The following is a 22,801-nucleotide window of genomic DNA, read 5'->3' as shown; positions in this document are numbered from 1 at the left end:
GCTCCTTGATGATGTCGAAGAAGGATTGCGCGTGATGCTCATGACTGGGCGCAGACCGGCGCCCCGATTGTGGGGGCGCGATCGAGGCGCAGCGCCAGGGCAGCGACGCCAAGAGCCGCGACCGGCAGCAAAGCGGCGATCCAGGTTAGTGAGCCGAGGCCGAGGCCATGGGCAATCACCGCGCCGCCAAGCCAAGCGCCGGCGGCATTGCCGAGGTTGAAGGCGGCGATGTTGAAGGACAAGGCGAGGCTCTGGCCCGCGCCTTGCGCCTTTTCCAGCACCCACATCTGCAGCGGCGCCACGGTGGCGAAGGCGGCGGCACCAAGCAGGCCGACATAGATGACGGCCAGGATTTGGCTGTGGACGGCGAAGGTCATTGTGGCCAGCACCAACGCCAGCACCACGAGGCTGCCGAGCACCGCCGGCACCAACCAGCGGTCGGCGACCTTGCCGCCAAGCAGATTGCCGGCGATAAGACCGCCGCCGAAGACGAGCAGGATCGGCGACACGGCGGCTTCCCTGAAGCCGGTGATCTCGGTGAGCAGCGGGGCGATGTAGGTGAAGACGGCGAAGACGCCGGCGTAGCCGAGCACGGTGGTGGCGAGGCCGAGCAGCACCGGCGTGCGGCGCAGCACGGCGAGATCGGCGCGCAGGTTGGTCTTCTCGGGCGCCGTCTGGCTGCGTGGTACCAGAAGCAGGATCACTGCGAAGGCAGCGAGACCGACCAGAGCTACCGCCCAGAAGGTGGCGCGCCAGCCGAAGGTCTGGCCGAGCCAGGTGCCGAAGGGCACGCCGAGGATGTTGGCGATGGTCAGGCCGGTGAACATCAGCGCGATCGCCGAGGCTTTCTTGTTGGGTGCGACCAGGCCGGTGGCAACCACCGAGCCGACGCCAAAGAAAGTGCCATGGGCAAGGGCGGTGATGATGCGGGCGCCCATCAGCGTCCAGTAGTCGGGGGCGATCGCACAGGCGAGGTTGCCGAGCGTGAAGATCGCCATAAGGGCCAGAAGGACGGTCTTGCGGGGCCAGTTGCCGGTGGCGATGGTCAAAAGCGGCGCGCCGATGACGACGCCCAACGCGTAGCCCGAAATCAACTGGCCGGCGGCCGAGATCGAGACTCCGAGATCTTTGCTGACATCGATCAGCAGCCCCATGATGACGAATTCGGTGACACCGATGCCGAAGGCGCCGGCAGCGAGGGCGTAGAGAGCAAGAGGCATGGCGGTTTCCAGTTCGAACTCGAATGAGCGCGCTGTCCAGACCCGCGCCCCGACCGCAGAGATCGTGTTGCCATGCCTTGTGAACCAGACTTGCTTTGGGCATATTTCCTGTGAAATAGATTCACAAATGGCCAGACCCGATATCAACCGTTCCGGCGAGATCGAAGTGTTCGTCCGCGTCGTCGAGGCGAGCAGCTTCTCGGCTGCGGCTCGTTCGCTGCGTATGACACCGTCGGCGGTGAGCAAGCTGATCGCGCGACTGGAGGCAAGGCTCGGCGCGCGGCTGGTCACCCGCTCCACGCGCAAGCTGCAGCTGACGCCGGAAGGGACGGCGTTCTATGACAGCGGGGTGCGCATCCTGGCCGATATGGCGGCGGCCGAGCGCGAGGCGGCCGTGGGTGCCGCGCCGCGCGGACGGCTGCGCGTCAACTCCTATGTGCCCTTCGGGGTGCATCGGCTGATCCCGCTGCTGCCTGAGTTCCTCGAACGCTATCCCGAGATTTCGGTCGATCTGGTGCTTACCGACAGCGTCATCGATCTGATGGCTGAACGTGCCGACGTCGCCATCCGCGCCGGGCCGCTCGGCGAGTCGCGGCTGGTGGCGCGCAAGCTCGGGCAAACCCGGATGACAGTCGTTGCCGCACCGTCCTATCTCAAGACGCATGGCACGCCGCTGATGCCGGCCGATCTCGACCGGCACAATCGCATGGCTTTCGGCTTTGTCCGGCATGTCGATAGCTGGTCGTTTGTCGATGCAACCGGGAACGCCGTCATGGTGCCGATCACCGGAAACACGCTGGTCGGCGATGGCGAGTCGATGCGGCTGATGGCTGTTGGCGGCGCCGGCATCGCCCGGCTGGCGCACTGGCATGTGGCCGATGACATCGCGGCGGGCCGGCTGACGGCGCTGCTGGAGGATTTCAATCCGGGCGACGAGGAGCCCACCCACGCCGTCTATGTCGGCCAGGGCCGGCATTTGCCCGCACGGGTGCGGGCGTTTCTCGACTTTCTGGTCGAGAGCGTGCGGATGAGCTGAAAAGACGTTGGGGAGCCAGATGACCCCCCAAGCATCAGGCGACAGCGATGACTACTTCTTCGGGGCGAACGGAGCCGGGCGACGGCCGGCGCCCTGGCGCTCCAGCATCCAGCCGGGATATTCGGCCGGCAGCGCACTGACTTCGTCCAGTTTGGCAAGATCGTCGGCGTCGAGCTTCAGCTCGGCCGCGGCAAGGTTCTGCTCGAGCTGCTCCATGCGGCTGGCGCCGATGATGACGCTCATGACGAAAGGTTTGGCCAGGACATAACCGAGCGCGACCGTAGCGACGCTGACATCGTGCTTTTTGGCGATGTCGCGCATGACTGCGACGGCTGCCCAGGCGCGGTCCTCATTGACCGGCGGGAAGTTGAAGGCGGCGCGGCGGCCTTCGCCATTGCCGGGCGCGCCCGGTCCGTACTTGCCGGACAGCAGGCCACCGGCCATCGGCGACCAGACCATGAGGCCGAGCTTCTCCTCGTTGATCAGCGGCACGATCTCGCGCTCGAGGTCGCGGCCGGCGATCGAATAATAGGACTGGATGGTCTCGAAGCGGGAAAATCCCTTGCGCTCGGCTATGCCGAGGGCCTTAGAGATGCGCCAAGCCGCCCAGTTGGAGACGCCGACATAGCGGACCTTACCGCTGGCAACGAGATCGTCGAGCGCCCGCAGCGTCTCGTCGATGGGGGTCACCGTGTCGGTGCCGTGCAGCTGGTAAAGATCGATATGGTCGAGCTGCAGCCGCTCCAGGCTGCCCTCGACCGAATCCATGATGTGGCCGCGCGAAGAGCCGCGCTCGTTCGGGCCCTGGCCCATGGCGCCATGCACCTTGGTGGCAATGACGACGTCTGAGCGCTTGACGCCAAGATCCTTGAGCGACTGGCCAAGCAGGCGTTCGGACTGGCCGAATGAATAGACGTCGGCCGTGTCGAAGAAATTGACGCCGGCGGCGACGGAACGGGCAACGATGTCGTTGACGCCCTTCTGGTCGAGGCTGGCGATCAGGCCCCATTGGGCATTCTCGCCGGCGGCGCCGAAGGTCATGGTGCCGAGGCACAGTTCGGAGACGAACATCCCCGTATTTCCGAGTTGATTGTAGCGCATGGTGGCTCCAGCAGATTGGTGATGACTCCAAGCAAATAGGAACGGCGCGTTTCGTTTCCAGTCGTGGCGCAATGATGGGCCGGCTCTGGCTCAACCTGCGGCCGACCCCAACACCGGATCAACACAGGCGGGTCAGGCTTCCCAAGGGTTGAACATTGTGACGCCAGTATCGTCGAAATCGGCGACGTTGCGTGTGACCAGTATGAGGTCGTGGAAGAGCGCCGTCGCGGCTATAAGCCCATCTGCGTCGCCGCGCGTGCGGATCGCGGAGATGCGACCCCATTGGGCAGCGATGCTCTCGTCTATGCCGAGAATTCGGTTTTCGTAGCTGTGGCGCAGACCGTGGAACCACGCTGCTAAATGGTTTGCAGTGTCGGGGTCGTTTCGCCGCTTCATTTCGATTCCGCGTGCGATTTCACCGAGCGTGATGACGCTTAGAAACAGAGACTGGCGCTCTTGCTTGATTATCCAATCCGCCACTGGCCCCTCTCGCTTTCGCGCACCCGACACGACGTTCGTGTCCAGAAGAAACATCAGAGGTCCACGTCTCTGCCGGGCCCCTTGGAGCGGCGATTGACCTCTTCGACGAAGTCGTCGTCCCACTCGGGACCGGAAAGAAGGTATTCCGCAAGTGAGGGCTTAGAACCGACGAGCCTTTCGTATTCTTCAGCGGCCAACACGACAGCAGCGGGCTTTCCACGCAAGGTGATGGTCTGCGGGCCCTTTTCACGAGCCTGCTGAACCAGCTTCGAGAGATTGTTTTTTGCGTCCTGCAGATGCCAGTTCATGGAAGATACCTAGCTAGCTTGGCTAGATATAGCATCGCTGCAGCGATGCAGCAACAAATGCTACTGTTAGGGCCGCGAGATCACCGAGGTTATCGGCCGCCAAAAATCGCCGAGCCGACGCGGACGCTGGTGGCGCCGAAGGCTATGGCGGTCTCGAAGTCGCCAGACATGCCCATCGACAGTTTTGCCACGCCGGCCTCCATGCCGAGCTTTTCCAGCAGGGCGAAATGCGGGCCGGGGTTTTCGTCGGCCGGCGGGATGCACATCAGGCCTTCGATGGCGAGGCCATGGACATCGCGGCAGCGGGCGACGAAGGCGACGGCGTCGCGCGGCTCGATGCCGGCCTTTTGCGGCTCCGAGCCGGTATTGACCTGGACGTAGAGTTTCGGCGTGCGGCCCTGGCGCACGATTTCCTTGGCGAGTTCGGCGGCGATCTTTTCGCGGTCGACGGTCTCGATGACGTCGGCGAGAGCTACGGCTTCCCTCGCCTTGTTCGACTGCAGCGGGCCGATCAGATGCAGTTCGATATCAGGGAATTCCGCTTTCAAGGCCGGCCATTTGCCTTGCGCTTCCTGCACGCGGTTTTCGCCGAAGACGCGCTGGCCAGCCTCGATGACCGGGCGGATGACGTCGGCCTCAAAAGTCTTCGACACCGCAACCAGCGTCACCGAACCGGCGTCGCGGCCGGCCTCGCGCTCGGCGGCAGCGATCCTCGTCTTGACGGCGAAAAACTGTTCGACGGCGCTGGCCATGTCCATATCCTGCCTGTCTTTAATCGTCTTGGCCGGCTCGCCGCAGTTGACGGGTCCGGCAATCCATGGTGAACACCGCGACGACATTTACCTTGGCCACCGGGCCTTGTCCGGCGGTCTGCGCCTGCTTTTAAGTGAAAATCATCCGATGGCAACCGAACGATACAATCCGCGCGCGTCAGAGCCCAAATGGCAGAAGGCCTGGGCCGAAAAGAAGCTGTTCGAAGCGCATAACAACGATCCAAAGCCGAAATACTACGTGCTGGAGATGTTCCCCTATCCCTCGGGGAAGATCCATATCGGCCACACCCGCAACTACACGATGGGCGATGTGGTGGCGCGCTACAAGCGGGCCAAGGGTTTCAACGTGCTGCATCCGATGGGCTGGGACGCGTTCGGCATGCCGGCCGAGAATGCCGCGATGCAGAACAAGGTCCATCCCAAGGAATGGACCTACGCCAACATCGCTGCCATGCGCGAGCAGCTCAAGATGATGGGCCTGTCGCTGGACTGGTCGCGTGAATTCGCCACCTGCGACGTCGACTATTACCACCGCCAGCAGATGCTGTTCCTCGATTTCGTCGAGAAGGGGCTGGTGACGCGCAAATCCTCCAAGGTCAACTGGGATCCGGAGGACATGACGGTGCTCGCCAACGAGCAGGTCATCGATGGGCGCGGCTGGCGTTCGGGCGCGCTGGTCGAACAGCGCGAGCTGACGCAATGGTTCTTCAAGATCACCGACTATGCGCAGGACCTGCTGGATTCCCTGAATGGTCTCGGCGAGTGGCCGGAAAAGGTCAAGCTGATGCAGCAGAACTGGATCGGCCGCTCGGAAGGGCTGCTGATCCGCTGGCCGCTAGCAGAGCCTGTTGGCGACACGAACGAGCTGGAAGTCTACACGACCAGGCCCGACACCATCTTCGGCGCCTCCTTCATGGCGGTCGCCGCCGACCATCCGCTGGCCAGGAAGGCCGCGGAGAGCAATGTCGAACTGGCCAAGTTCATTGACGAAATCAGACATATGGGCACCTCGGTGGCCGCACTTGAAACGGCGGAGAAAAAGGGCTTCGACACCGGCATCCGCGTCGTGCATCCGTTCGACGACACGTGGACGCTGCCGGTCTTTGTCGCCAATTTCGTGCTGATGGAATACGGCACCGGCGCCATATTCGGCTGCCCGTCCGGCGATCAGCGCGACCTCGACTTCGCCAACAAATACGGCCTGCCGGTCATCCCGGTGGTGATGCCGGAAGATGGTGACGCAAAGACTTTCCAGGTCACGGAAGAGGCCTATGTCGACGACGGCGTGATGATCAATTCACGTTTCCTCGATGGCATGAAGCCGGATCAGGCATTCGACGAAGTCGCAAAACTGCTGGAGCAGAAGGCCATCGGCGGCCGGCCGATGGCCGAGCGCAAGGTGAACTTCCGCCTGCGCGATTGGGGCATTTCGCGCCAGCGCTACTGGGGCTGCCCGATCCCGATGATCCATTGCGAGGATTGCGGCGTGGTGCCGGTGCCGAAGGCCGACCTGCCGGTCAAGCTGCCCGACGACATCGAATTCGACCGTCCCGGCAATCCGCTCGACCGTCATCCGACCTGGCGGCATGTCAAATGCCCGCAATGCGGCAAGGATGCGCGACGCGAGACCGACACGATGGACACGTTCGTCGATTCGTCGTGGTATTTCGCGCGCTTCACCGCGCCCTGGACCAACGAGCCGACGGAGCCGAAGGCTGCCGATGACTGGCTGGCCGTCGACCAGTATATTGGCGGCATCGAGCACGCGATCCTCCATCTGCTCTATTCGCGCTTCTTCACCCGCGCCATGCGCGCGACCGGGCATCTCGACCTGGCCGAGCCGTTCAAGGGCCTGTTCACGCAAGGCATGGTGGTGCATGAGACCTACCGCGTCGGCGGTGCGTCGAGCAATGGCCGCTGGCTGTCGCCGGCTGAGGTCAGGATCGAGGATGTCGGCGGCAAGCGCCGCGCCATCGAGATCGCCACCGGCGAAGAGGCGGCGATCGGCTCACTCGAAAAGATGTCGAAGTCGAAGAAGAATACGGTAAGCCCGGAAGACATCACCGATGGCTACGGCGCCGACACTGCGCGCTGGTTCATGCTGTCGGATTCGCCGCCCGAGCGCGACGTCGAATGGACCGACGACGGCGCGGCCGGCGCGCACCGCTTCATCCAGCGCATCTGGCGCCTGGTGTCGATCGCCGCCGAGACGCTCGACGGTGTCAAGCCGCAGGCGGCGAAGGAGGGCGAGGCGGGTGCCGTTTCCAAGGCCGCGAACAAGATCCTGAAGGCCATCGGCGAGGATATCGAGAAGCTCGGCTTCAACCGCGCCATCGCCCGCATCTACGAACTGGCCAATGCCTTGACCGCGCCGCTCAACGACGTCGCCGAGGGCAAGGCCGACGCGGCGCTGAAAGGCGCCTGCCGCGAGGCGGTGGAGATTCTTGTGCATGTGGTCGCGCCGGTCATGCCGCATTTGGCCGAAGAGTGCTGGCACACGCTGGGCGGCACCGATCTGGTCGCCGAACGGCCATGGCCGGTCTACGATCCGGCGCTGGTCGTCGACAACGAGATCGTGCTGCCGGTCCAGGTCAACGGCAAGAAGCGCGGCGATTTGACAATTGCCCGCGACGCGGACCAAGGTGCGGTCGAAAAAGCGGTTCTGGCTCTCGACTTCGTGCAGAAAGCGCTGGAAGGTAAGGCGCCCCGCAAGGTGATCATCGTGCCGCAGAGGATCGTCAATGTCGTTGCTTGACCTCAGAAGGATGGGGCCCGATCTGGAAAAGACGACGCGCTTGCTGCGCCGCGCAGCGCTGTACGGCATGGTCGCTTCGATGGCGCTGGTTTCGGCCTGTACGGTCAGGCCGCTCTATTCCAGCGCGCCGTTGACGGCCGGCTCGACGCTCAGCGCTTCAGCGGAACTGGCGTCGGTCGCGGTCAAGCCGGTCAAGACCCGCTACGCCCAGCAGGTCCGCAACAATCTGATCTTCGCCTTCGGCCAGGGTGCCGGCGAAACGACGGCACCGGTCTACATGCTCGATCTCGGTGTCACCGAACTGGTCGAATCGGCCGCGGTGGTGCAGATCCAGACCGACGAAGACGAGCCGACGGCAGGCACGGTGACGCTGACCGCAAACTATGTGCTGACCGATGCCAGGACCGGCGTGGTGATCGCAACCGGCAAACGGTCGATCCCATCATCCTTCGACAAGCCGACGCAGGAGTTCGCCTCCTACCGGGCGCAGCTCGACGCCGAGAACCGCGCCGCGCGTGAACTGGCTGAAATGGTGAGCCTGTCGGTCGCCCAGGACTTGGTCAGGCACGGCAAGAAGGCCTGAGCATTCCCTGGCGCTGCCAACTAGACTTTTAGCAGTCCGCAACAAAAAGGCCGGTTTCCCGGCCTTTTTTCGTTTGTATCGAACCGATCTCAGCCGATCTTCTGGCCGGTCTTGGCCCAGTCGGCAGCGAACTGATCCAGGCCCTTGTCGGTCAACGGGTGCTTGACCAGCGCCTTCAGCGTCGCGGCCGGCGCGGTAACGACATCGGCGCCGATCAGGGCTGCCTGCTTGACGTGGTTCACGGTGCGAACCGAAGCGACGAGGATCTCGGTGTCGAAATCGTAATTGTCGTAGATCTGCCGGATCTCCTGGATCAGTTCCATGCCGTCCGCGCCGGTATCGTCGACGCGGCCGACGAAGGGCGAGATGAACGAGGCGCCGGCCTTGGCCGCCAGCAGCGCCTGGTTGGCCGAGAAGCACAGCGTTACATTGACCATGCGGTTCATCTCGGTGCGGATCGTCTTGCAGGCGCGCAGGCCGTCGAGCGTCAGCGGCACCTTGATGCAGACATTGTCGGCGATCTTGGCCAGGATGTTGGCCTCGGCCATCATGTCCTTGTATTCGATCGCAACGACCTCGGCCGAAACCGGGCCCTTGACGATGTCGCAGATCTGCTTGGTGACCTCGGCGATCTTGCCGCCGGATTTCAGGATCAGCGAGGGATTGGTGGTCACGCCGTCGAGCAGCCCCAGGTCGTTCAGTTCCTTGATGTCCTTGATGTCAGCGGTGTCGACAAAAAATTTCATGGGGGTCTCCTGAAAGATTTCCATGTGCATGCCATGCACATTCCGGGTTGCCCTTTGATCTAGACCAAAGTCGGGGCAAGGTCACGCCCGATGATCGAAGATTCGCCCTTTGTCGCAGCCGCGCCGGTGCTGGTGCCGATGCCGGCCGAACGGCCCTACACCTACGCTGTGCCTGCCGGCGTGCGCGTGGTGCCGGGCTCGATCGTGCGCGTGCCGCTCGGTCCGCGCCAGGTTGCCGGCATCGTCTGGGATGGTGCGGTCGAGAATATCGACGCCAAAAAGCTGCGCCCGATCGAACAGGTCTTCGACTGCCCGCCGATCGACCGCGGCATGCGCCGCTTCGTCGACTGGGTGGCGCAGTACACGCTGTCGCCGCCCGGCATGGTGGCGCGCATGCTGTTGCGCGCGCCGGAGGCGTTCGATCCCGAACCATGGATCGAGGGCCTGCAGCGGACCCTCGTCATGCCCGACCGGATGACGGATGCCAGGACGCGCGTGCTGGAGACGGCGGAAGGGGGGCTTGCCTGGACGCGATCCGGCCTGGCGCACGCGGCGGGCGTGTCGTCGACGGTGGTCGAGGGGCTCAAGGCGCAAGGCGTGTTCGAGACGGTGATGATCCCGCCTCGACCGGTGGTCGCCGCGCCCGATCCCTCCTACGCCATGCCGGAGCTGATGCCGGACCAGGCAGACGCGGCCGCCATGCTGCGCGCCAATGTCACGGCCGCTGCTTTCAACGTCACGCTGCTCGACGGCGTCACCGGTTCAGGCAAGACGGAAGTTTATTTCGAGGCGGTGGCGGCAGCCCTCGACCAGGGCAAGCAGGTGTTGATCCTTTTGCCGGAGATCGCGCTGACGCATGCCTTCCTCGAACGCTTCCAGCAGCGCTTCGGCGCCAAGCCGGCGGAATGGCATTCCGACCTGCCGCCCCGAATGCGCGAAAAGGTCTGGCGACAGGTGGCGGAAGGCGGCGTGCGCGTCGTCGCCGGCGCACGCTCGGCGCTGTTCCTGCCGTTCCGCGAGCTCGGGCTGATCGTCGTCGACGAGGAGCACGACCCTGCCTACAAGCAGGAGGACCGCGTCTTCTACAATGCCCGCGACATGGCGGTGGTGCGCGGCCATATCAGCGGCTTCCCGGTGGTGCTGGCGTCGGCGACGCCATCGGTCGAAAGCCGGGTCAATGCGCAGCAGGGCCGCTACAGCAGGGCGGTGCTGTCGGCGCGCTTTGCCGAAGCCGCGCTTCCCGATCTCAAGACGATCGACATGCGGCGCGCGCCGCCGGCCCGCGGCGGCTTTCTGTCGCCGCTGCTGATCGACCAGATGCAACGTACGCTGGAGAAGAAGGAGCAGTCGCTGCTGTTCCTCAACCGGCGCGGCTATGCGCCGCTGACGCTGTGCCGCGTCTGCGGCCACCGCTTCGGCTGCCCGGTTTGTTCGGCCTGGCTGGTCGAGCACCGCTTTCGCGGCCAACTCGTCTGCCATCATTGCGGGCACAATGAGAAGCGGCCGGAGGCTTGTCCGGAATGCGGCACGCTCGACCATCTGGTCGCCTGCGGGCCTGGCGTCGAGCGGATAGCTGAAGAAGTCGTGGCGCATTTCCCCGACTCGCGCACGATCGTCCTGTCATCCGATTTGATGGGCGGGGTGCGCCGGCTGCGGCTGGAGCTCGAGGCCATCGCCAATGGCGAGGCCGACATCGTCATCGGCACGCAGCTAGTCGCCAAGGGCCATAACTTTCCCAACATGACGCTGGTCGGCGTCGTCGATGCCGATCTCGGCCTCGCCAATGGCGATCCGCGCGCCGCTGAGCGCACCTTCCAATTGCTCAGCCAGGTGACTGGACGCGCCGGCCGCACCGGCAAGAAGAGCCTCGGCCTGCTGCAGACTTTCCAGCCGGACCATCCGGTGATGCGGGCGATCGTCTCGGGCGATGCCGAGGCCTTTTACGAACGCGAGATCACTGAGCGCGAACGGGCAGCCCTGCCGCCCTTCGGCAGGCTTGCCGGCGTCATCGTCAGTGCGGTGACGCGGGCCGAGGCCGAAGGCCACGCGCGCGGCCTGCGCCGTGCAGCACCCCAGGCCAGCGACCTGTTCGTGCTCGGTCCGGCCGAGGCGCCGCTGTCGCTGCTCGGTGGGCGCCATCGTTTCCGTTTGCTGATCCAGGGTGAAAAGCGCGCCGACATCCAAGGCTTCATCCGCACCATGCTGGCCGAAGGGCCGATGCAGCGCGGCTCGGTCCGCGTGCAGGTCGACATCGATCCGCAGAGCTTCTTGTAAGCACAAAGGCTGACGCCGCCGCCGGCCGCCCGTAAGCCGTTTGTCAAGAAAACTCAGCATCTTAGTGCCGGCTAAAGTGCGCGCCGTTCATGTACCCGGCTCCCATCCGTTCGCTGACTAATCCTGATTTGAAAAGCCACAAAATAAATGTTGACTCGTTTTATCATGAATTATAACTGGGCCTTTCCGCTCTGGCGCTGGGGACCAGGGCATGGATGGGGACAGCATGCGCAGATTTTTCAGTACGCTTCTTTGGTCATCGGCTTTGGGTTCGTCGATTATGGCAGGCGCGGCATTTGCCCAGGAAGCCGCTCCGACGGACCAGCAGGGAGCCACCGTGCTCGATCAGATACTGGTCACCGGCCGCAATGAAAGGTCGATTTCCAGCGTCGCTCAGTCTGTCCAGGTCGTGGAACAGGAACAGGTCGAGGAAGCCGCGCAGGAAAATATCGACGCCGCGACCCTGATCAGCCGCATCGTCCCCGGCTACGCGCCACGCAACCAGACCATTTCCGGCGCTTCGGAAACCTTCCGCGGGCGCAGCGTTCTCATCATGGTCGACGGTGTGCCGCGCAACACACCGCTGCGGGACGTCTCACGCATCCTGTCGATGATCGACCTGAATTCGGTCGAGCGCATCGAAGTCATCAATGGCGCGTCCAGCCTTTATGGCGCCGGCGCCACCGGCGGCACGATCAACTTCATCACCAAGCGCGGCGACAGCGACAAGCCGAAGGTGACGGTGCGCACCGGCGTCACCGCCTTCACCGAAAACCCCGGCAAGTCGGCCGGGCCAAGCACCAGTGTCTCAGTCGAGGGCAAGAAAGGCGATTTCGACTATTTCTTCTCGGCGTCCGGTGATCTGTCGCGCCGCACCTATGACGGCCACGGCAACGAGGTGGCTTCCGACGCCATGCTTGGGCAAGGCGGCGGCGACCGCACCGGCAGGGGCAATCTCTTCGGCGTGGCCGGCTACCAGTTCGATTCCAGGCGCTTCGAGGCCAGCGTCGACTGGACCTATGCCAACCAGAAGCCGGACTGGTTCACCGATTACACGACCAATCCCGTCTCCCCGGATTTCGGCGATCCCTATGAAGGCAAGCCGCTGAAGGAAGATTCGAAATATCTGACCGCCAAATACACCGACAGCGACTTCGCGCTCGGAAACCTCGAGGTCAAGGCGTTCTACAACGACATCTTCAAGCAGTCGCCCTTTACCAAATTCTCGGCCGTCAACAGCCAGGTGTATTTACCGACGAACCCGACGCGGCCGGTGATCCTGCCGCCGGGTACGGACCCGACCGCCGACTTCAACCAGACGGCGCTGCAATCGCGGCGCAGCGGCGTCAACCTGACCGTCAACACGCCGATGGACTTTATCACTCAGGGCAGCACGCTGACCTGGGGCGCCGACTACGTCTTCGATGCCACCGATCAGCAGCTGACCAACGGTCAGGACGCCATCTCGCCCACGACCCAGAACTCGGTTGCCTTGTTTGCGCAAGGCGAAATTCCGGTGACGGATCGCTTTCGCATCAGCGGCGGCGCGCGCTACGACCAGTTTTATCTCAATGTTGAAGACTTCACCCGGCCTGCCGCTGCCGTTCTGCTCGGCCGCAACATTATCGGCCTGCCGGCGATCCGGGTGACCGGCGGCTCGTTCGACTACGACGCCGTCACCTTCAACGCCGGCGCCGTCTACGATCTGACCGAAAGGATGCAGCTTTTCGGCAATTTCTCGCAAGGCTACAGCCTGACCGACATTGGCGGCTTCACCCGCCGGGCCGGGTTGAACTCCAACGCCGAAACCTGCGACGCCTATGGCACCGCCATCCGGCCGCTGCTGCCGTGCACAAACGCGCCGGATTACGCGATCAGCTATGCCGATATCGCGCCTGAACCCCAGCTGGTGAACACCTGGGAAGCCGGTCTGCGCGGCGATTGGGGCGACTATCGCGGCGGCGTCAGCACCTATCTGTCGACCTCGGACAACGGCGTCAGCTACGACATCGTCAACAACCGGGTATCGCAGCAGAAGGAACGTATCTGGGGCGTCGAAGCCAATCTCGAGGCAGACCTCAGCGGCATGTTCACGCTGGGCGGATCGGTCGGCTATGTCGAAGGCAAATACGACGCGGATCGCGACGGCCACATCGAAGCGAACGAGTATCTGCCGAACAACCGTGTCCCCTCGACCTACAAGGGCCTGGTCTATCTCACCACCCGTTTCGAGAACGAGCTGACCCTGCGCAGCGAGTTGGAGCTGTTTTCCGGACGCGACCGCATCGCCACCCAGGAACTGGACGGTGCAGCACTGGTCAATCTCGCCGTCTCGAAGACGTTCGGCAATGAAAGCGTGCTGAACCTTGCCGTGCGCAATGTGTTCGACACCTACTACATCAACCCTTCCGCATCGGCGACCCGCGGCGCCGACGTTCCGGGTCTGGGACGTTCGGTTGCGTTGTCCTACCAGATCACATTCTGAGGGGCGGCGGTGGCGGTGTCTCTCCAACGAAACGGTGCATTAGTCTCGCTGCTGGCAGAAGCGCCAGCCGATCCGGCGGATGGCGCGCGCTATATCGAGGCGCTCGGCCGCCTTTCGCAGGAACGGGAGCCGTTCGTGCTCCTGGTCGATATCCGCATCGAGGTCGCGCTGAGCGACGCCCAGCGCAAGGCGCAAAACCTCTGGTACAAGGCGGAACGCGAGCAGCTCGAAAAAGCCTGCCGCGCCTGTGCGCTGGTGCGCCCCGCCGCCGACGAGAACATGCAGCGCGTCTGGCAAAGCCTGTTCGGCTTTCCAGTGCTCGTCACCCGCAGCCGGGCGGAGGCCGGCGCCTTCCTGAACGGTTACGCACCGAAGGACTATGTCAAATGAGCGCCGACGCAGACCGGCCGGCGCCCGCCGGGCTTTCGCGCCTGCGGCTTTTCGTCGTTCTCGCCTGCCTTTATCTGGCGCAGGCCATCCCGAGCTATCTGTTTGCCGCGGCGATCCCGCCGATCCTGCGCGAGCAGGGCGTGTCGCGCACCGCCATTGGCTCGATGGCGCTGCTGATGCTGCCGCTGGTGCTGAAATTCCTCTGGGCGCCGCTGGTCGACCGCTTTCGGCCAATGGCCCGCGCCCATCGCGCCGGCTGGGTCATCATCACCCAGATCGGCGTCATCGCCGGCATCGCCGCCATGCTTTGGATCGAGCCGACCGATGTCGCCGGGATCTTTGCCGTCGGCCTTGTCGTGAGCCTGTTGATGTCGACCCAGGACATCGCCACCGACGGCTACGCGGCCAAATATCTCGACCCGAAGGACAGGCCGATCGGCAATGCGATCCAGGGCGGCGCCGTCGCGCTCGGCGTCGTTCTCGGCGGCACGCTCGGCCTGTTGGCTTATCATCATGCCGGCTGGCAAACCATGGTGGCCATGGTGGCCGCGCTGTCCATCATCCCGCTGGTCGCCGCCTTCGCCATGCGCGAGACCGATCCCGTCGCCAGCGCGCCGCAGGCGGCCATCGACCGCCCCTCGATCCTGCGCTTTCTGCGCCGGCCGGAGGCACGCCAGATCCTGTGGATCGCGCTCATCTACCGCGCCAGCGAGGGGCTGGTGAAGTCGATGGAAGGCTCCTATCTCGTCGATGCCGGCGTGCCGCTCGATATCATCGGTTATCTCTCGGGCGGTGCCGCGCTCACCGTCGGGCTCGGCGGCTCGGCGCTGGCGGCGTGGCTGCTGCACAACAGGGGCGCCGCCTCGGTGCTCGGCCTGCTCGGCGCGCTGCGAACCATCTGCTTCCTGATCTTCGCGCTGCACGCTTTCGGCGCTATCGCCGGCTTCTGGCCGATCTTCGGCGCCTCGTTCCTGCAGACGCTGGTGCGCTACATGGAGATCGTGGCGCTCTACAGCCTGTTCATGTCCGTCACGTCGTCGGACCAACCCGGCACCGATTTCACCATCCTGTCCTGCGCCCAGCTCATCGTCTACCTCGTCGGCTCCATGCTTGCCGGCCGCCTTGCCGACATGCTCGGCTACTCCGCGTTGTTCACCCTGGCGACAGTGCTGTCGGGCATCGCCGTGGTGGCGACCTATCGCATGCTGAATGCCCATTTCGCCGATGCCGCAAAGACCCAGCCAGGAACGCCGATGCCGCTGCCGAAGGTCGCCGAATGAGTGCGGGTTCGCTAGTGCTTATGAACCATGGCTGCAAGACCGGCTGCGGCCAGAGCCAGCGCCGCGCAGCCGGCCAGCGGCGCAAAGGGCCAGAGCGTGAAGGCGAAGCCGCCGGCCAATGCGCCGATGCTCTGGCCGAGCACATGGGTGCTGGTGAGCCAGCCGGCCGCCGCGCCCTGCTCGCCGGGCTCCAGGCGCTTCATCAGCCAGGCGGTGTAGCCGGGTGTCGCCAGGGCAATGCCGGCCGCCGCCACCACCAGAGACGCTGCCGAGGCAACATGGCTGGCCGTGACGGCCAGCGCCGTCATGCCGACGCAAACCATGAGACAGCCGACGATGACGCTGTTGCGCTCCGCCAGCCGCAGGCGCGCCATGAGCAGTCCCTGGACCAGAACCATGACGACGGCGACCAGCATCAGGGCCAAGCCGGTCAACGTCGTGGCCTGCGTCGCACCAAGGCCAAAACGCTGCTGGGTCATCGGGCCGAGCATCATCTGCACCTGTCCGAAGCCGAGCGTCAGGCACAAGCCCATCGCCAGGCAAGGCAGAGCGCGGCGATCGAAGGGCGATATTCCACGGCCGACGTCGGCCGCCCTGCCGTCGGTCCGTCCGCCGGCTTCCCCTTTGCCCCGCGCGAGCCACAGCAACAGCGGGCTGAACAGGAACAGGATGGGCGGCAGCAGCGGCGACAGGACGGCAGCCGTTGCCGCCAGCGCGCCGGCCAGCCGCCCCATGCTGACGCCGGCGCCAAGCAGTCCCAGCGCGGCCTGTCGCCTGTCATCGGCAACCGAGCGGCTGGCCCAGACCTGCGCCGTCGGCATGACGCCGGACGCGGCAAAACCGTACACGGTTCGCGAAAGCATCAGCAAAGCGATGCCCAGCGCGGCTCCCGTGCCGGCTATCAGCAGAATGGCGAACACCGCCTGGCCGGCCAGCATGGCGAGGCCGAGCAAGCGCAGCAGCCTGGCATGGCCAAGCCGCTCGCCCATGCGACCCCACAGCGGCGAGCCGACCAGAAAGGCCGCCGCGCCGACAGCAGTTGCCGCGCCGATGGCAAACGTGTCGAGCCTCAGCCGCTCCATCACCAGGGGAACGAGCGATACGAAGGCCGACTGGCCGAAGCCGATTGCCGAGACCGCGGTTGCCAGGCGGCGCAGAAGCGAAGATCGATTTTTCATACGGGTCGTCACAAGACCAAGCTTATTTCTTGTTCAGAATAGATAATCAACAGAAATGTTTAAAGACGACAACGTATAAATGCAATGCATGCAGTTATTGGGATTTATGGGGGATGCACATGGAACAAGTAAAACCAGAATCTTCCTCTGCATTAAGCCCGTTACTCAATGCGTTGCTGCGGGAATGGGATAGCTGGGAATTCGTCGACGCCAGGCAAACCGGGCTGTTTCGGCCGCAGGCAGCCGTGCTGCGTCTGAATTTCCCTGCCTCGCGCGCGGCGGTGCTCGTCGAGGCGCGGCATCGCTCGAAGGTTGGTTACCACGATTTAGCGATGCCGCTCTGGCGCCTCGATACTAGTAACGAGGGGGCCGATGGCGAAGCGACCGAGATCGACCTTTTCAGCCTTTTGGCGCTGATCCTGGCGGATCCCGACATTGCCGGCCGGGCGACAGCGAAAAGCCGACTGACCTTCCTGCGCCGCAGCCTGGCCAGCATCGCCGCAATCGCTGACGCGACTGCGGCGCGTGGATCGTCGCGGCCCTTCTCCGAAGGCGATCCTGATTTCATCGATGCCGAAAGCGCCCTGCGCTTCGGCCATGCCGTGCATCCGGCGCCGATGAGTCGCGAAGAGTTCACGCACACGGATTCCGCGCGCTTCGGGCATGAATACTGCAATGCGTTCAAACTGCGCTGGTGGGCCGTCGACCCGACCATCCTCACTGGAGGCAGCGTCGAGCCGCTAGATGTCACCGAGATGGTCCGCGGGCTTGCCGCCAGCGATCCGCAGCTGCTTGCTCGGGCTGGCAAGCAACAGGGCAAGGTTCTCGTTCCGATGCATCCGTGGCAGGCCGTACGGCTCATGCTGGAAGACCGCGTCGAGCGCCTGTTTCGCGCCGGTCGTATCGTCGATGTTGGGCTCGGCGGACCAGCGTGGCGGGCCACGACCTCGCTGCGCACGGTTCATTCGTCTGAAGCCGAGTGGATGCTGAAATTCTCGCTCAGCCTGCGCCTGACCAATTCCAGGCGCATCGTCGAGGAGCATGAGTGCCGGCGCGGCCTTTCGGTGCACCGGCTGGTCAAGGGCAAGCTCGGCTATGCCTTGCAGCGGCGCTGCCCGACCATGACGGTGCTGGGTGAGCCCGCCTGGTTCGGCCTGCGTGACGAAGACGGCCGGCTGATGACGGATACCATCGTCTCGTTTCGCGAAAATCCGTTTCGCGGCACGGGCAATCCGCCGGCTGCCGTTCTCGGCGCGCTTTGCGAGCGCCATCCCGGCCGTACCGAAAGCCATCTGTCCGACCTGGTCCACCGTATCGCCCGCGACGAGAAGCGACCTGTCGAGGAAACGGCGCGTTTGTGGTTCGAGCGTTTCCTTCATGCCGCCATCGAGCCGTTTATCGTTGCCTTCTCGGAATTCGGCCTGCTGTTCGGCGCCCATCAGCAGAACCTCGTCGTCGGCCTCGCCGGCGGCTGGCCGAATGCGCTCTATTTTCGCGACTGCCAGGGCACCGGGTATGTCGAGGAATTCCTGCCCAGGCTGCGCGAATTCGTGCCCGAGGCTGGTCAGGCGGGCGATCATGTCTTCCCAGCGGAAGCGGCTGCGAAGCTGTTCGGCTACTATCTGGTCGTCAATGGCGCTTTCGCCGCCGTCGCAGCCCTTGCCGCCGCTGGCCTCACCAACGAAGACGATCTGCTGGCGATATTCCGCCGCTCGCTCGAGCGGCTGGCCGCCACGCCGATGGCTGACCGGTCCTGCGTCGACAATTTGCTCAACGCGCCGACGCTGGCTGCCAAGGGCAATTTCCTGATCGCGCTGCGCGACATCAATGAGAACACCGAGGTGACCGATCCGCTGGCAGGTTACGTCGAGCTTCCCAACCCCCTGCATGTGAGAGAATACGCATGAACATCGAGGCTGCGAAGAACTGGTCACCCGCCACCGTCGCCGGCAACGAAGGATGGCAGCATCTGGCCTCGGCCGCGGAGCCGCTCGCCATCCGTGCCGGCGATGGCCATGTCAGCCTGGTCAACGCTGAGGGAACAGCGGTGGGACAGGCCCGCATCTCCGACGCGGATGGCCGCCTGCTCATCGACGATGTCGCGTTTATTGGCGGCCGCCTCGACCAACCGCAAATCCTGGCAGGTCTCGTCGACGCCGTGCTGCGCCTGCATCCTTCCTTCGACTGCGCCTTCCTGCCGGCGGCCAAGACGCTGTGGCCGGTTTCGGCGCTGGCCACCGAGACGGTTCCGGGTGAACCGGAATGCGCCGTCATCCATCGCTCGGTCCTGCGCCAGCTGCCGCTGCTGTGGCGCAGCCAGGCCTCGCATGTCACCTATCCGGCATTGACGACCGCTATCGGCCCGGAAGACCGGCTGCCGCCATTGCGCCAACCGCGCCCCTGCGGCCCGATGTACGAACGCTGGATTCCGGAAATCGGCCTCGCCGTGTCGCTGCGGCCGATCGACCGCCGGACCGATCTCGACCTCTTCCATCGCTGGATGAACGATGGCCGCGTCGCCTTCTTCTGGGAACTTGCCCAGAGCCATGAGGATCTCGACAAATATCTCGCCGAGCAGGAAAGCGATCCGCATATTTTCGGCGTCATCGCCAGCTTAGACGGCGAGCCGACCGGCTATTTCGAGTTCTACTGGGCCAAGGAGGACCGGCTCGGGCCCTATTATGAGCCGCTCGACTGGGACCGCGGCTGGCATGGGCTGATCGGCAATATGCGCCATCTCGGCCGGCCGAAGACGCTGTCACTGTTCCGCTCCGTCACCCACTATCTGTTCCTCGACGAGCCGCGCACGCAGCGCGTCGTCGGCGAGCCACGCGCCGCGCACCAGAAGATGCTGAGCTATTGCGCCGGCGCCGCCTACGACAAAGTCAAGGAGTTCGACTTCCCGCACAAGCGCGCGGCGCTGGTCTGCTGCGAACGCGAGCGCTTCTTCCGCGAGGTGCCGCTGTGACGGTGCAGCAACCGATTGCCAAAGCGGGGGAGGCGACACGCTGGGCCGCGATCAACCGCGACGCCGTCGCCAAGGCCATTTCCGAACTGACCTTCGAGGAGTGCCTGTCGCCGCGCGAGCTTTCGCCCGGCCGATGGGAGCTGACGCCCGGCCCCGGCGTGACCTATCGCTTTGCCGCGACGCGGCGCCTCTGGGGCCAGATCGCCGTCCGTCCGGAGACGCTGACTCGCGACGCCGGCATCGAGCTGCCGGTCGACGATGCGGTCGCCTTCTTCGCCGACGCGCGCGAGACGCTCGGCATGTCGCCGGCAACATTCTGCACCTATGCGAAGGAGCTTTACAACACGCTGATGGCCGACATGCGGATCGCCAAGGCACGCGGCAATCGACCGGCCGCCGATCTAGCCGCGCTGCCGGATACCGAGTTGCAGGCATTGCTCGACGGCCATCCGAAGGCCCCTGCCAACAAGGGACGGCTTGGGTGGGGACGGGACGACTTCGAGCGCTACGCGCCAGAATCGGCCACCGCATTCCAGCTCTTCTGGCTTGCCGCCGCCAGCGATCGCTGCCTGCTGGCGCTTGACTGCGGGCTCGACGAAGAGGCGCTGCTGCAGGCCGCACTCGGCGACTACGAGCGCGCAAGGCTCGAAGCGGCTTTCAGCGCCGCCGGGATCTCGCGATCGACGCATAGGCTGCTGCCGGTCCACCCCTGGCAGTGGCAGGCGATGATCGCCTCGCAATATGGTAGCGAGATCGCCGCCGGCCGGCTGGTGCCGCTTGGCCAGTTCGGCGATCCGTTCCTGCCCTTGCAGTCGCTGCGCACGCTTGCCAATGTGGCACGGCCCGAGGCGCTGCACGTCAAGCTGCCGCTGACCGTCCTCAACACCTCAGCGTGGCGCGGCGTGCCGGGCAAATACATGGCGATCGGCGCCGATCTGTCGCGCTGGCTGGCCACGGTGGCGGCCGCGGACCCGGTGCTCAAGGACGTCAAGGTCTTGCAGGAAGTCGCCGGCGCCTTCTATCCGCATCCGCACTATACCGGCGTTGAAGGCGCGCCCTATCAGTTTTGCGAGATGCTGGGCGCCATATGGCGCGAAAGCCCCGAAAAGGATCTGACAGCGGGCCAGCGGCCGATGATGATGGGCGCCCTGCCGCAGCGCGACGCCCATGGCAGGCCGATCGCCAGCGCCCTCATCGAGCAATCCGGCCTTGGTCCGGAGGCATGGCTGGACCGCCTGTTCTCCACGGTGTTCGTGCCGCTCTACCACTTCATGTGCCGTTACGGCGTCGGCTTCATCGCCCATGGCCAGAACGTCACCATCATCCTCGACGGAGCGGCGCCTCTCGGCGTGGCGGTCAAGGATTTCCAGGGCGACCTCGATCTCGTCGACCAGCCGTTTCCCGAACTGGCCGGCCTCGACCCCAAAATCCTGTCGACGCTGAAGCGCCGGCCCCCGGCACATCTTCTCCAGCATCTGCAAACGGGACACATCGTCAGCGTTCTGCGTTTCCTGTCCGAGGCGCTGGCCGCCTATGACCGCTTCGACGAGAGGACTTTCTACGCCATCCTGGCCGGCGCCATCCGGCGCTACCAGGCGCAGAACCCGGATCTGTCGGAACGGTTCGCGCTCTTCGATCTGTTTGCTCCGAAGATCCCACGCATCGCCATCAACAAGGTGCGCTTCGCCATCGGCTACGGCGACAGCGGCGAACGCCCTCTGCCCGACCTTGGCACACCGCTCGACAATCCGCTTAACCCCGAGTCAGCCCGGCGATCTCCCATCAGCCCAGCCAGCTCCATAAGGAGTTCGCCATGACCCATACGCTTGACCTCGCAGGCATCGGCATCGGGCCGTTCAATCTCAGCCTCGCCGCCCATCTCGATGCGGTGGACGGCGTCGAAGCGCGCTTCTTCGATCGGGCGACGCGGCTCGAATGGCATCCGGGCATGATGCTGCCGGGCGTCGAACTGCAGACATCCTTCCTCAAGGATCTCGTCACCGCGACGCATCCGACCAGCCCATGGTCGTTCATGTCCTATCTGGTCGCGCAGAAGCGGTTCTATGAATTCCTCAACGCGGATTTCTCAGCCATCCCGCGGCCGGAATTCGCCCGCTATCTCGGATGGGTCGGCGAGAACTTGTCTTCGCTGCGCTTCGCCAGCGCCGTCGACCGGATCGACTTCGACGGAACGAATTTCAGGCTGCGTATCGGCCGCGAGCAGGTGAACGCGCGCAATCTCGCCATTGCCGTCGGGCTGGTGCCCAACATCCCCGCCTGGGCGCGGGCGGCGGCCTCCGATCAATGCTTCCACAACGCCCAGGCCGCCAACCGCCTCGATCGCCTGAGCGGACAGCGTGTCGCCGTGATCGGCGGTGGCCAGAGCGGCGCCGAAGTGCTTCTGCATCTGATCTCCTCCGACCGCTTCGCCGGCCGCGAAATCGAGTGGATCTCGATGCGGCCGAATTTCCTGCCACTGGACGACTCGCCTTTCACCGACGAACTCTTCACGCCGGGCTATGTCGAAAGCTTCCATCGGCTGCCGCAAGGGCGGCGCGAGACGATCCTGGAACAGCAACTGCTTGCCGGTGACGGCGCATCGACGAGCACACTGAAGGCGATCTATCGCCAGCTTTACACGCTGCGGCACCTCTCGGAGGAAACGACGGCGGTCAACATGACGCCCCACCGCGAAGTGCTGAACGTGACGCGGGAAGGCAGCGAATACCGGCTGATCATGCGCAACGGCTTCGACGGCGCCATCGAGACGCGCACCGTGGATGCGGTGGTTCTGGCCACCGGCTATGCCTTTGCCATTCCTGATTGCATGGCGCCGCTCATGAACAGGATCGCGCTGGACGAGCGCGGTCATTACAGGCTCAACGCCAGCTTCGAGGTCGAATGGGACGGGCCCGACGACCGCCGGATCTACGCACTCAATGCCGGCCGGCTCAGCCATGGCATAGCCGAGCCGCAGCTCAGCCTGATGGCTTGGCGCAGCGCCAAGATCGTCAATTCGCTGCTCGGGCGGGCACAGTTCGATCTCGATCTGCCCGATCCGCCGGTTGCCTGGAGTTCAAGGCACACGATACAAAGCCTGCATCATCTCGGCGCCAATGCGAGGATGACCGAATCGGGCGCGCGGTGATGTTTGTGGAGGCGGGCCGAAGAGCGTGGTACGGCGCGCGTTAAGGTTGACATCAACCCTAAAGCTTTTCTGTGAG

General features: G+C 64.5%; 18 protein-coding genes. 11 read left to right on the top strand and 7 right to left on the bottom strand.

Annotation, left to right across the window (positions count from 1 at the left end; genetic code table 11):
* Nucleotides 1-38: 38 nt before the first annotated feature.
* Nucleotides 39-1,220, bottom strand: coding sequence for an MFS transporter (locus NLY36_RS13810; RefSeq protein WP_286462045.1), 1,182 nt, complete (start codon nt 1,218-1,220; stop codon nt 39-41).
* A gap of 127 nt (nt 1,221-1,347) precedes the next feature.
* On the opposite strand from NLY36_RS13810, the gene NLY36_RS13805 reads away from it, so the two are divergent.
* On the top strand, nt 1,348-2,256 hold the full coding sequence (locus tag NLY36_RS13805; protein ID WP_023736833.1) for a LysR family transcriptional regulator: 909 nt from the start codon (nt 1,348-1,350) through the stop codon (nt 2,254-2,256).
* A 51-nt stretch (nt 2,257-2,307) separates the two neighbouring features.
* On the opposite strand, the gene NLY36_RS13800 is transcribed toward NLY36_RS13805, so the two are convergent.
* From NLY36_RS13800 to NLY36_RS13785, 4 genes are all read right to left on the bottom strand, one after another.
* The gene (locus tag NLY36_RS13800) at nt 2,308-3,357 is read right to left on the bottom strand and encodes an aldo/keto reductase (protein ID WP_023736834.1); all 1,050 of its coding nucleotides are present in this window, start codon (nt 3,355-3,357) and stop codon (nt 2,308-2,310) included.
* A 132-nt stretch (nt 3,358-3,489) separates the two neighbouring features.
* Nucleotides 3,490-3,891, bottom strand: coding sequence for a type II toxin-antitoxin system VapC family toxin (locus NLY36_RS13795; protein WP_023728699.1), 402 nt, complete (start codon nt 3,889-3,891; stop codon nt 3,490-3,492).
* On the bottom strand, nt 3,891-4,145 hold the full coding sequence (locus tag NLY36_RS13790) for a type II toxin-antitoxin system Phd/YefM family antitoxin (RefSeq protein WP_023684084.1): 255 nt from the start codon (nt 4,143-4,145) through the stop codon (nt 3,891-3,893). Before NLY36_RS13790 ends, NLY36_RS13795 begins: the two co-directional genes overlap by 1 nt.
* An 89-nt stretch (nt 4,146-4,234) precedes the next feature.
* Nucleotides 4,235-4,897 (bottom strand): YggS family pyridoxal phosphate-dependent enzyme, encoded by a 663-nt coding sequence (locus NLY36_RS13785; protein ID WP_023736835.1) that lies wholly within the window; start codon nt 4,895-4,897, stop codon nt 4,235-4,237.
* 148 nt (nt 4,898-5,045) lie between these two features.
* On the opposite strand from NLY36_RS13785, the gene leuS reads away from it, so the two are divergent.
* Both leuS and NLY36_RS13775 read left to right on the top strand, forming a co-directional pair.
* Nucleotides 5,046-7,673 carry a leucine--tRNA ligase gene (gene leuS, locus NLY36_RS13780; RefSeq protein WP_023736836.1) on the top strand — a complete coding sequence of 876 codons (2,628 nt, stop codon included), beginning with the start codon at nt 5,046-5,048 and terminating at the stop codon, nt 7,671-7,673.
* Nucleotides 7,660-8,256 (top strand): LPS assembly lipoprotein LptE, encoded by a 597-nt coding sequence (locus NLY36_RS13775; RefSeq protein ID WP_023736837.1) that lies wholly within the window; start codon nt 7,660-7,662, stop codon nt 8,254-8,256. Before leuS ends, NLY36_RS13775 begins: the two co-directional genes overlap by 14 nt.
* Before the next feature lie 89 nt (nt 8,257-8,345).
* Here the strand turns inward: NLY36_RS13775 and fsa are convergent, their stop codons facing one another.
* Nucleotides 8,346-9,002, bottom strand: a complete 657-nt coding sequence (gene fsa / locus NLY36_RS13770) for a fructose-6-phosphate aldolase (protein ID WP_023684088.1) — start codon at nt 9,000-9,002, stop codon at nt 8,346-8,348.
* A 90-nt stretch (nt 9,003-9,092) separates the two neighbouring features.
* On the opposite strand from fsa, the gene NLY36_RS13765 reads away from it, so the two are divergent.
* From NLY36_RS13765 to NLY36_RS13750, 4 genes are all read left to right on the top strand, one after another.
* The gene (locus NLY36_RS13765; RefSeq protein ID WP_023736838.1) at nt 9,093-11,276 is read left to right on the top strand and encodes a primosomal protein N'; all 2,184 of its coding nucleotides are present in this window, start codon (nt 9,093-9,095) and stop codon (nt 11,274-11,276) included.
* Between the two features lie 280 nt (nt 11,277-11,556).
* Complete coding sequence (locus NLY36_RS13760; RefSeq protein WP_050591547.1) at nt 11,557-13,761, top strand: TonB-dependent receptor; 2,205 nt, start codon at nt 11,557-11,559, stop codon at nt 13,759-13,761.
* A gap of 15 nt (nt 13,762-13,776) precedes the next feature.
* A complete protein-coding gene (locus tag NLY36_RS13755) occupies nt 13,777-14,151 on the top strand; it encodes a hypothetical protein (protein ID WP_156933267.1) in 375 nt (124 codons plus the stop codon).
* Complete coding sequence (locus NLY36_RS13750) at nt 14,148-15,431, top strand: MFS transporter (RefSeq protein ID WP_023736841.1); 1,284 nt, start codon at nt 14,148-14,150, stop codon at nt 15,429-15,431. The genes NLY36_RS13755 and NLY36_RS13750 overlap by 4 nt, the downstream gene beginning before the upstream one ends.
* A gap of 11 nt (nt 15,432-15,442) precedes the next feature.
* Here NLY36_RS13750 and NLY36_RS13745 read toward each other — a convergent pair whose 3' ends face one another.
* The gene (locus NLY36_RS13745) at nt 15,443-16,609 is read right to left on the bottom strand and encodes an MFS transporter (RefSeq protein ID WP_023712027.1); all 1,167 of its coding nucleotides are present in this window, start codon (nt 16,607-16,609) and stop codon (nt 15,443-15,445) included.
* 245 nt (nt 16,610-16,854) lie between these two features.
* Here NLY36_RS13745 and NLY36_RS13740 point away from each other — a divergent pair, with 245 nt between their 5' ends.
* From NLY36_RS13740 to NLY36_RS13725, 4 genes are read left to right on the top strand one after another with little or no spacing between them, the layout of a single operon-like run.
* Nucleotides 16,855-18,516, top strand: coding sequence for an IucA/IucC family protein (locus tag NLY36_RS13740; protein ID WP_245260312.1), 1,662 nt, complete (start codon nt 16,855-16,857; stop codon nt 18,514-18,516).
* On the top strand, nt 18,513-19,577 hold the full coding sequence (locus NLY36_RS13735) for a GNAT family N-acetyltransferase (RefSeq protein WP_031249388.1): 1,065 nt from the start codon (nt 18,513-18,515) through the stop codon (nt 19,575-19,577). Before NLY36_RS13740 ends, NLY36_RS13735 begins: the two co-directional genes overlap by 4 nt.
* A complete protein-coding gene (locus tag NLY36_RS13730; protein ID WP_050591548.1) occupies nt 19,574-21,394 on the top strand; it encodes an IucA/IucC family protein in 1,821 nt (606 codons plus the stop codon). The genes NLY36_RS13735 and NLY36_RS13730 overlap by 4 nt, the downstream gene beginning before the upstream one ends.
* Nucleotides 21,391-22,725: a lysine N(6)-hydroxylase/L-ornithine N(5)-oxygenase family protein gene (locus NLY36_RS13725; RefSeq protein WP_023736845.1), complete on the top strand. Its 1,335-nt coding sequence runs from the start codon at nt 21,391-21,393 to the stop codon at nt 22,723-22,725. Before NLY36_RS13730 ends, NLY36_RS13725 begins: the two co-directional genes overlap by 4 nt.
* Nucleotides 22,726-22,801 lie beyond the last annotated feature (76 nt).

The sequence above is a fragment of the Mesorhizobium sp. C399B genome (assembly GCF_030323185.1).
In the GTDB taxonomy this organism is placed as follows: Bacteria; Pseudomonadota; Alphaproteobacteria; order Rhizobiales; family Rhizobiaceae; genus Mesorhizobium.
Note: the sequence above shows the minus strand (reverse complement) of the source record. Positions and strands in the feature narration are given on the sequence as shown.

Bases quoted from the DNA above. Each gene is read 5' to 3' on its own strand.
- NLY36_RS13785 (WP_023736835.1), bottom strand. From the start codon at position 4,897: ATGGCCAGCGCCGTCGAACAGTTTTTCGCCGTCAAGACGAGGATCGCT.
- leuS (WP_023736836.1), top strand. From the start codon at position 5,046: ATGGCAACCGAACGATACAATCCGCGCGCGTCAGAGCCCAAATGGCAG.
- NLY36_RS13810 (WP_286462045.1), bottom strand. From the start codon at position 1,220: ATGCCTCTTGCTCTCTACGCCCTCGCTGCCGGCGCCTTCGGCATCGGT.
- NLY36_RS13750 (WP_023736841.1), top strand. From the start codon at position 14,148: ATGAGCGCCGACGCAGACCGGCCGGCGCCCGCCGGGCTTTCGCGCCTG.
- NLY36_RS13800 (WP_023736834.1), bottom strand. From the start codon at position 3,357: ATGCGCTACAATCAACTCGGAAATACGGGGATGTTCGTCTCCGAACTG.
- NLY36_RS13735 (WP_031249388.1), top strand. From the start codon at position 18,513: ATGAACATCGAGGCTGCGAAGAACTGGTCACCCGCCACCGTCGCCGGC.
- NLY36_RS13745 (WP_023712027.1), bottom strand. From the start codon at position 16,609: ATGAAAAATCGATCTTCGCTTCTGCGCCGCCTGGCAACCGCGGTCTCG.
- NLY36_RS13805 (WP_023736833.1), top strand. From the start codon at position 1,348: ATGGCCAGACCCGATATCAACCGTTCCGGCGAGATCGAAGTGTTCGTC.
- NLY36_RS13795 (WP_023728699.1), bottom strand. From the start codon at position 3,891: ATGTTTCTTCTGGACACGAACGTCGTGTCGGGTGCGCGAAAGCGAGAG.
- NLY36_RS13775 (WP_023736837.1), top strand. From the start codon at position 7,660: ATGTCGTTGCTTGACCTCAGAAGGATGGGGCCCGATCTGGAAAAGACG.
- NLY36_RS13725 (WP_023736845.1), top strand. From the start codon at position 21,391: ATGACCCATACGCTTGACCTCGCAGGCATCGGCATCGGGCCGTTCAAT.
- NLY36_RS13790 (WP_023684084.1), bottom strand. From the start codon at position 4,145: ATGAACTGGCATCTGCAGGACGCAAAAAACAATCTCTCGAAGCTGGTT.
- NLY36_RS13760 (WP_050591547.1), top strand. From the start codon at position 11,557: ATGGCAGGCGCGGCATTTGCCCAGGAAGCCGCTCCGACGGACCAGCAG.
- fsa (WP_023684088.1), bottom strand. From the start codon at position 9,002: ATGAAATTTTTTGTCGACACCGCTGACATCAAGGACATCAAGGAACTG.
- NLY36_RS13765 (WP_023736838.1), top strand. From the start codon at position 9,093: ATGATCGAAGATTCGCCCTTTGTCGCAGCCGCGCCGGTGCTGGTGCCG.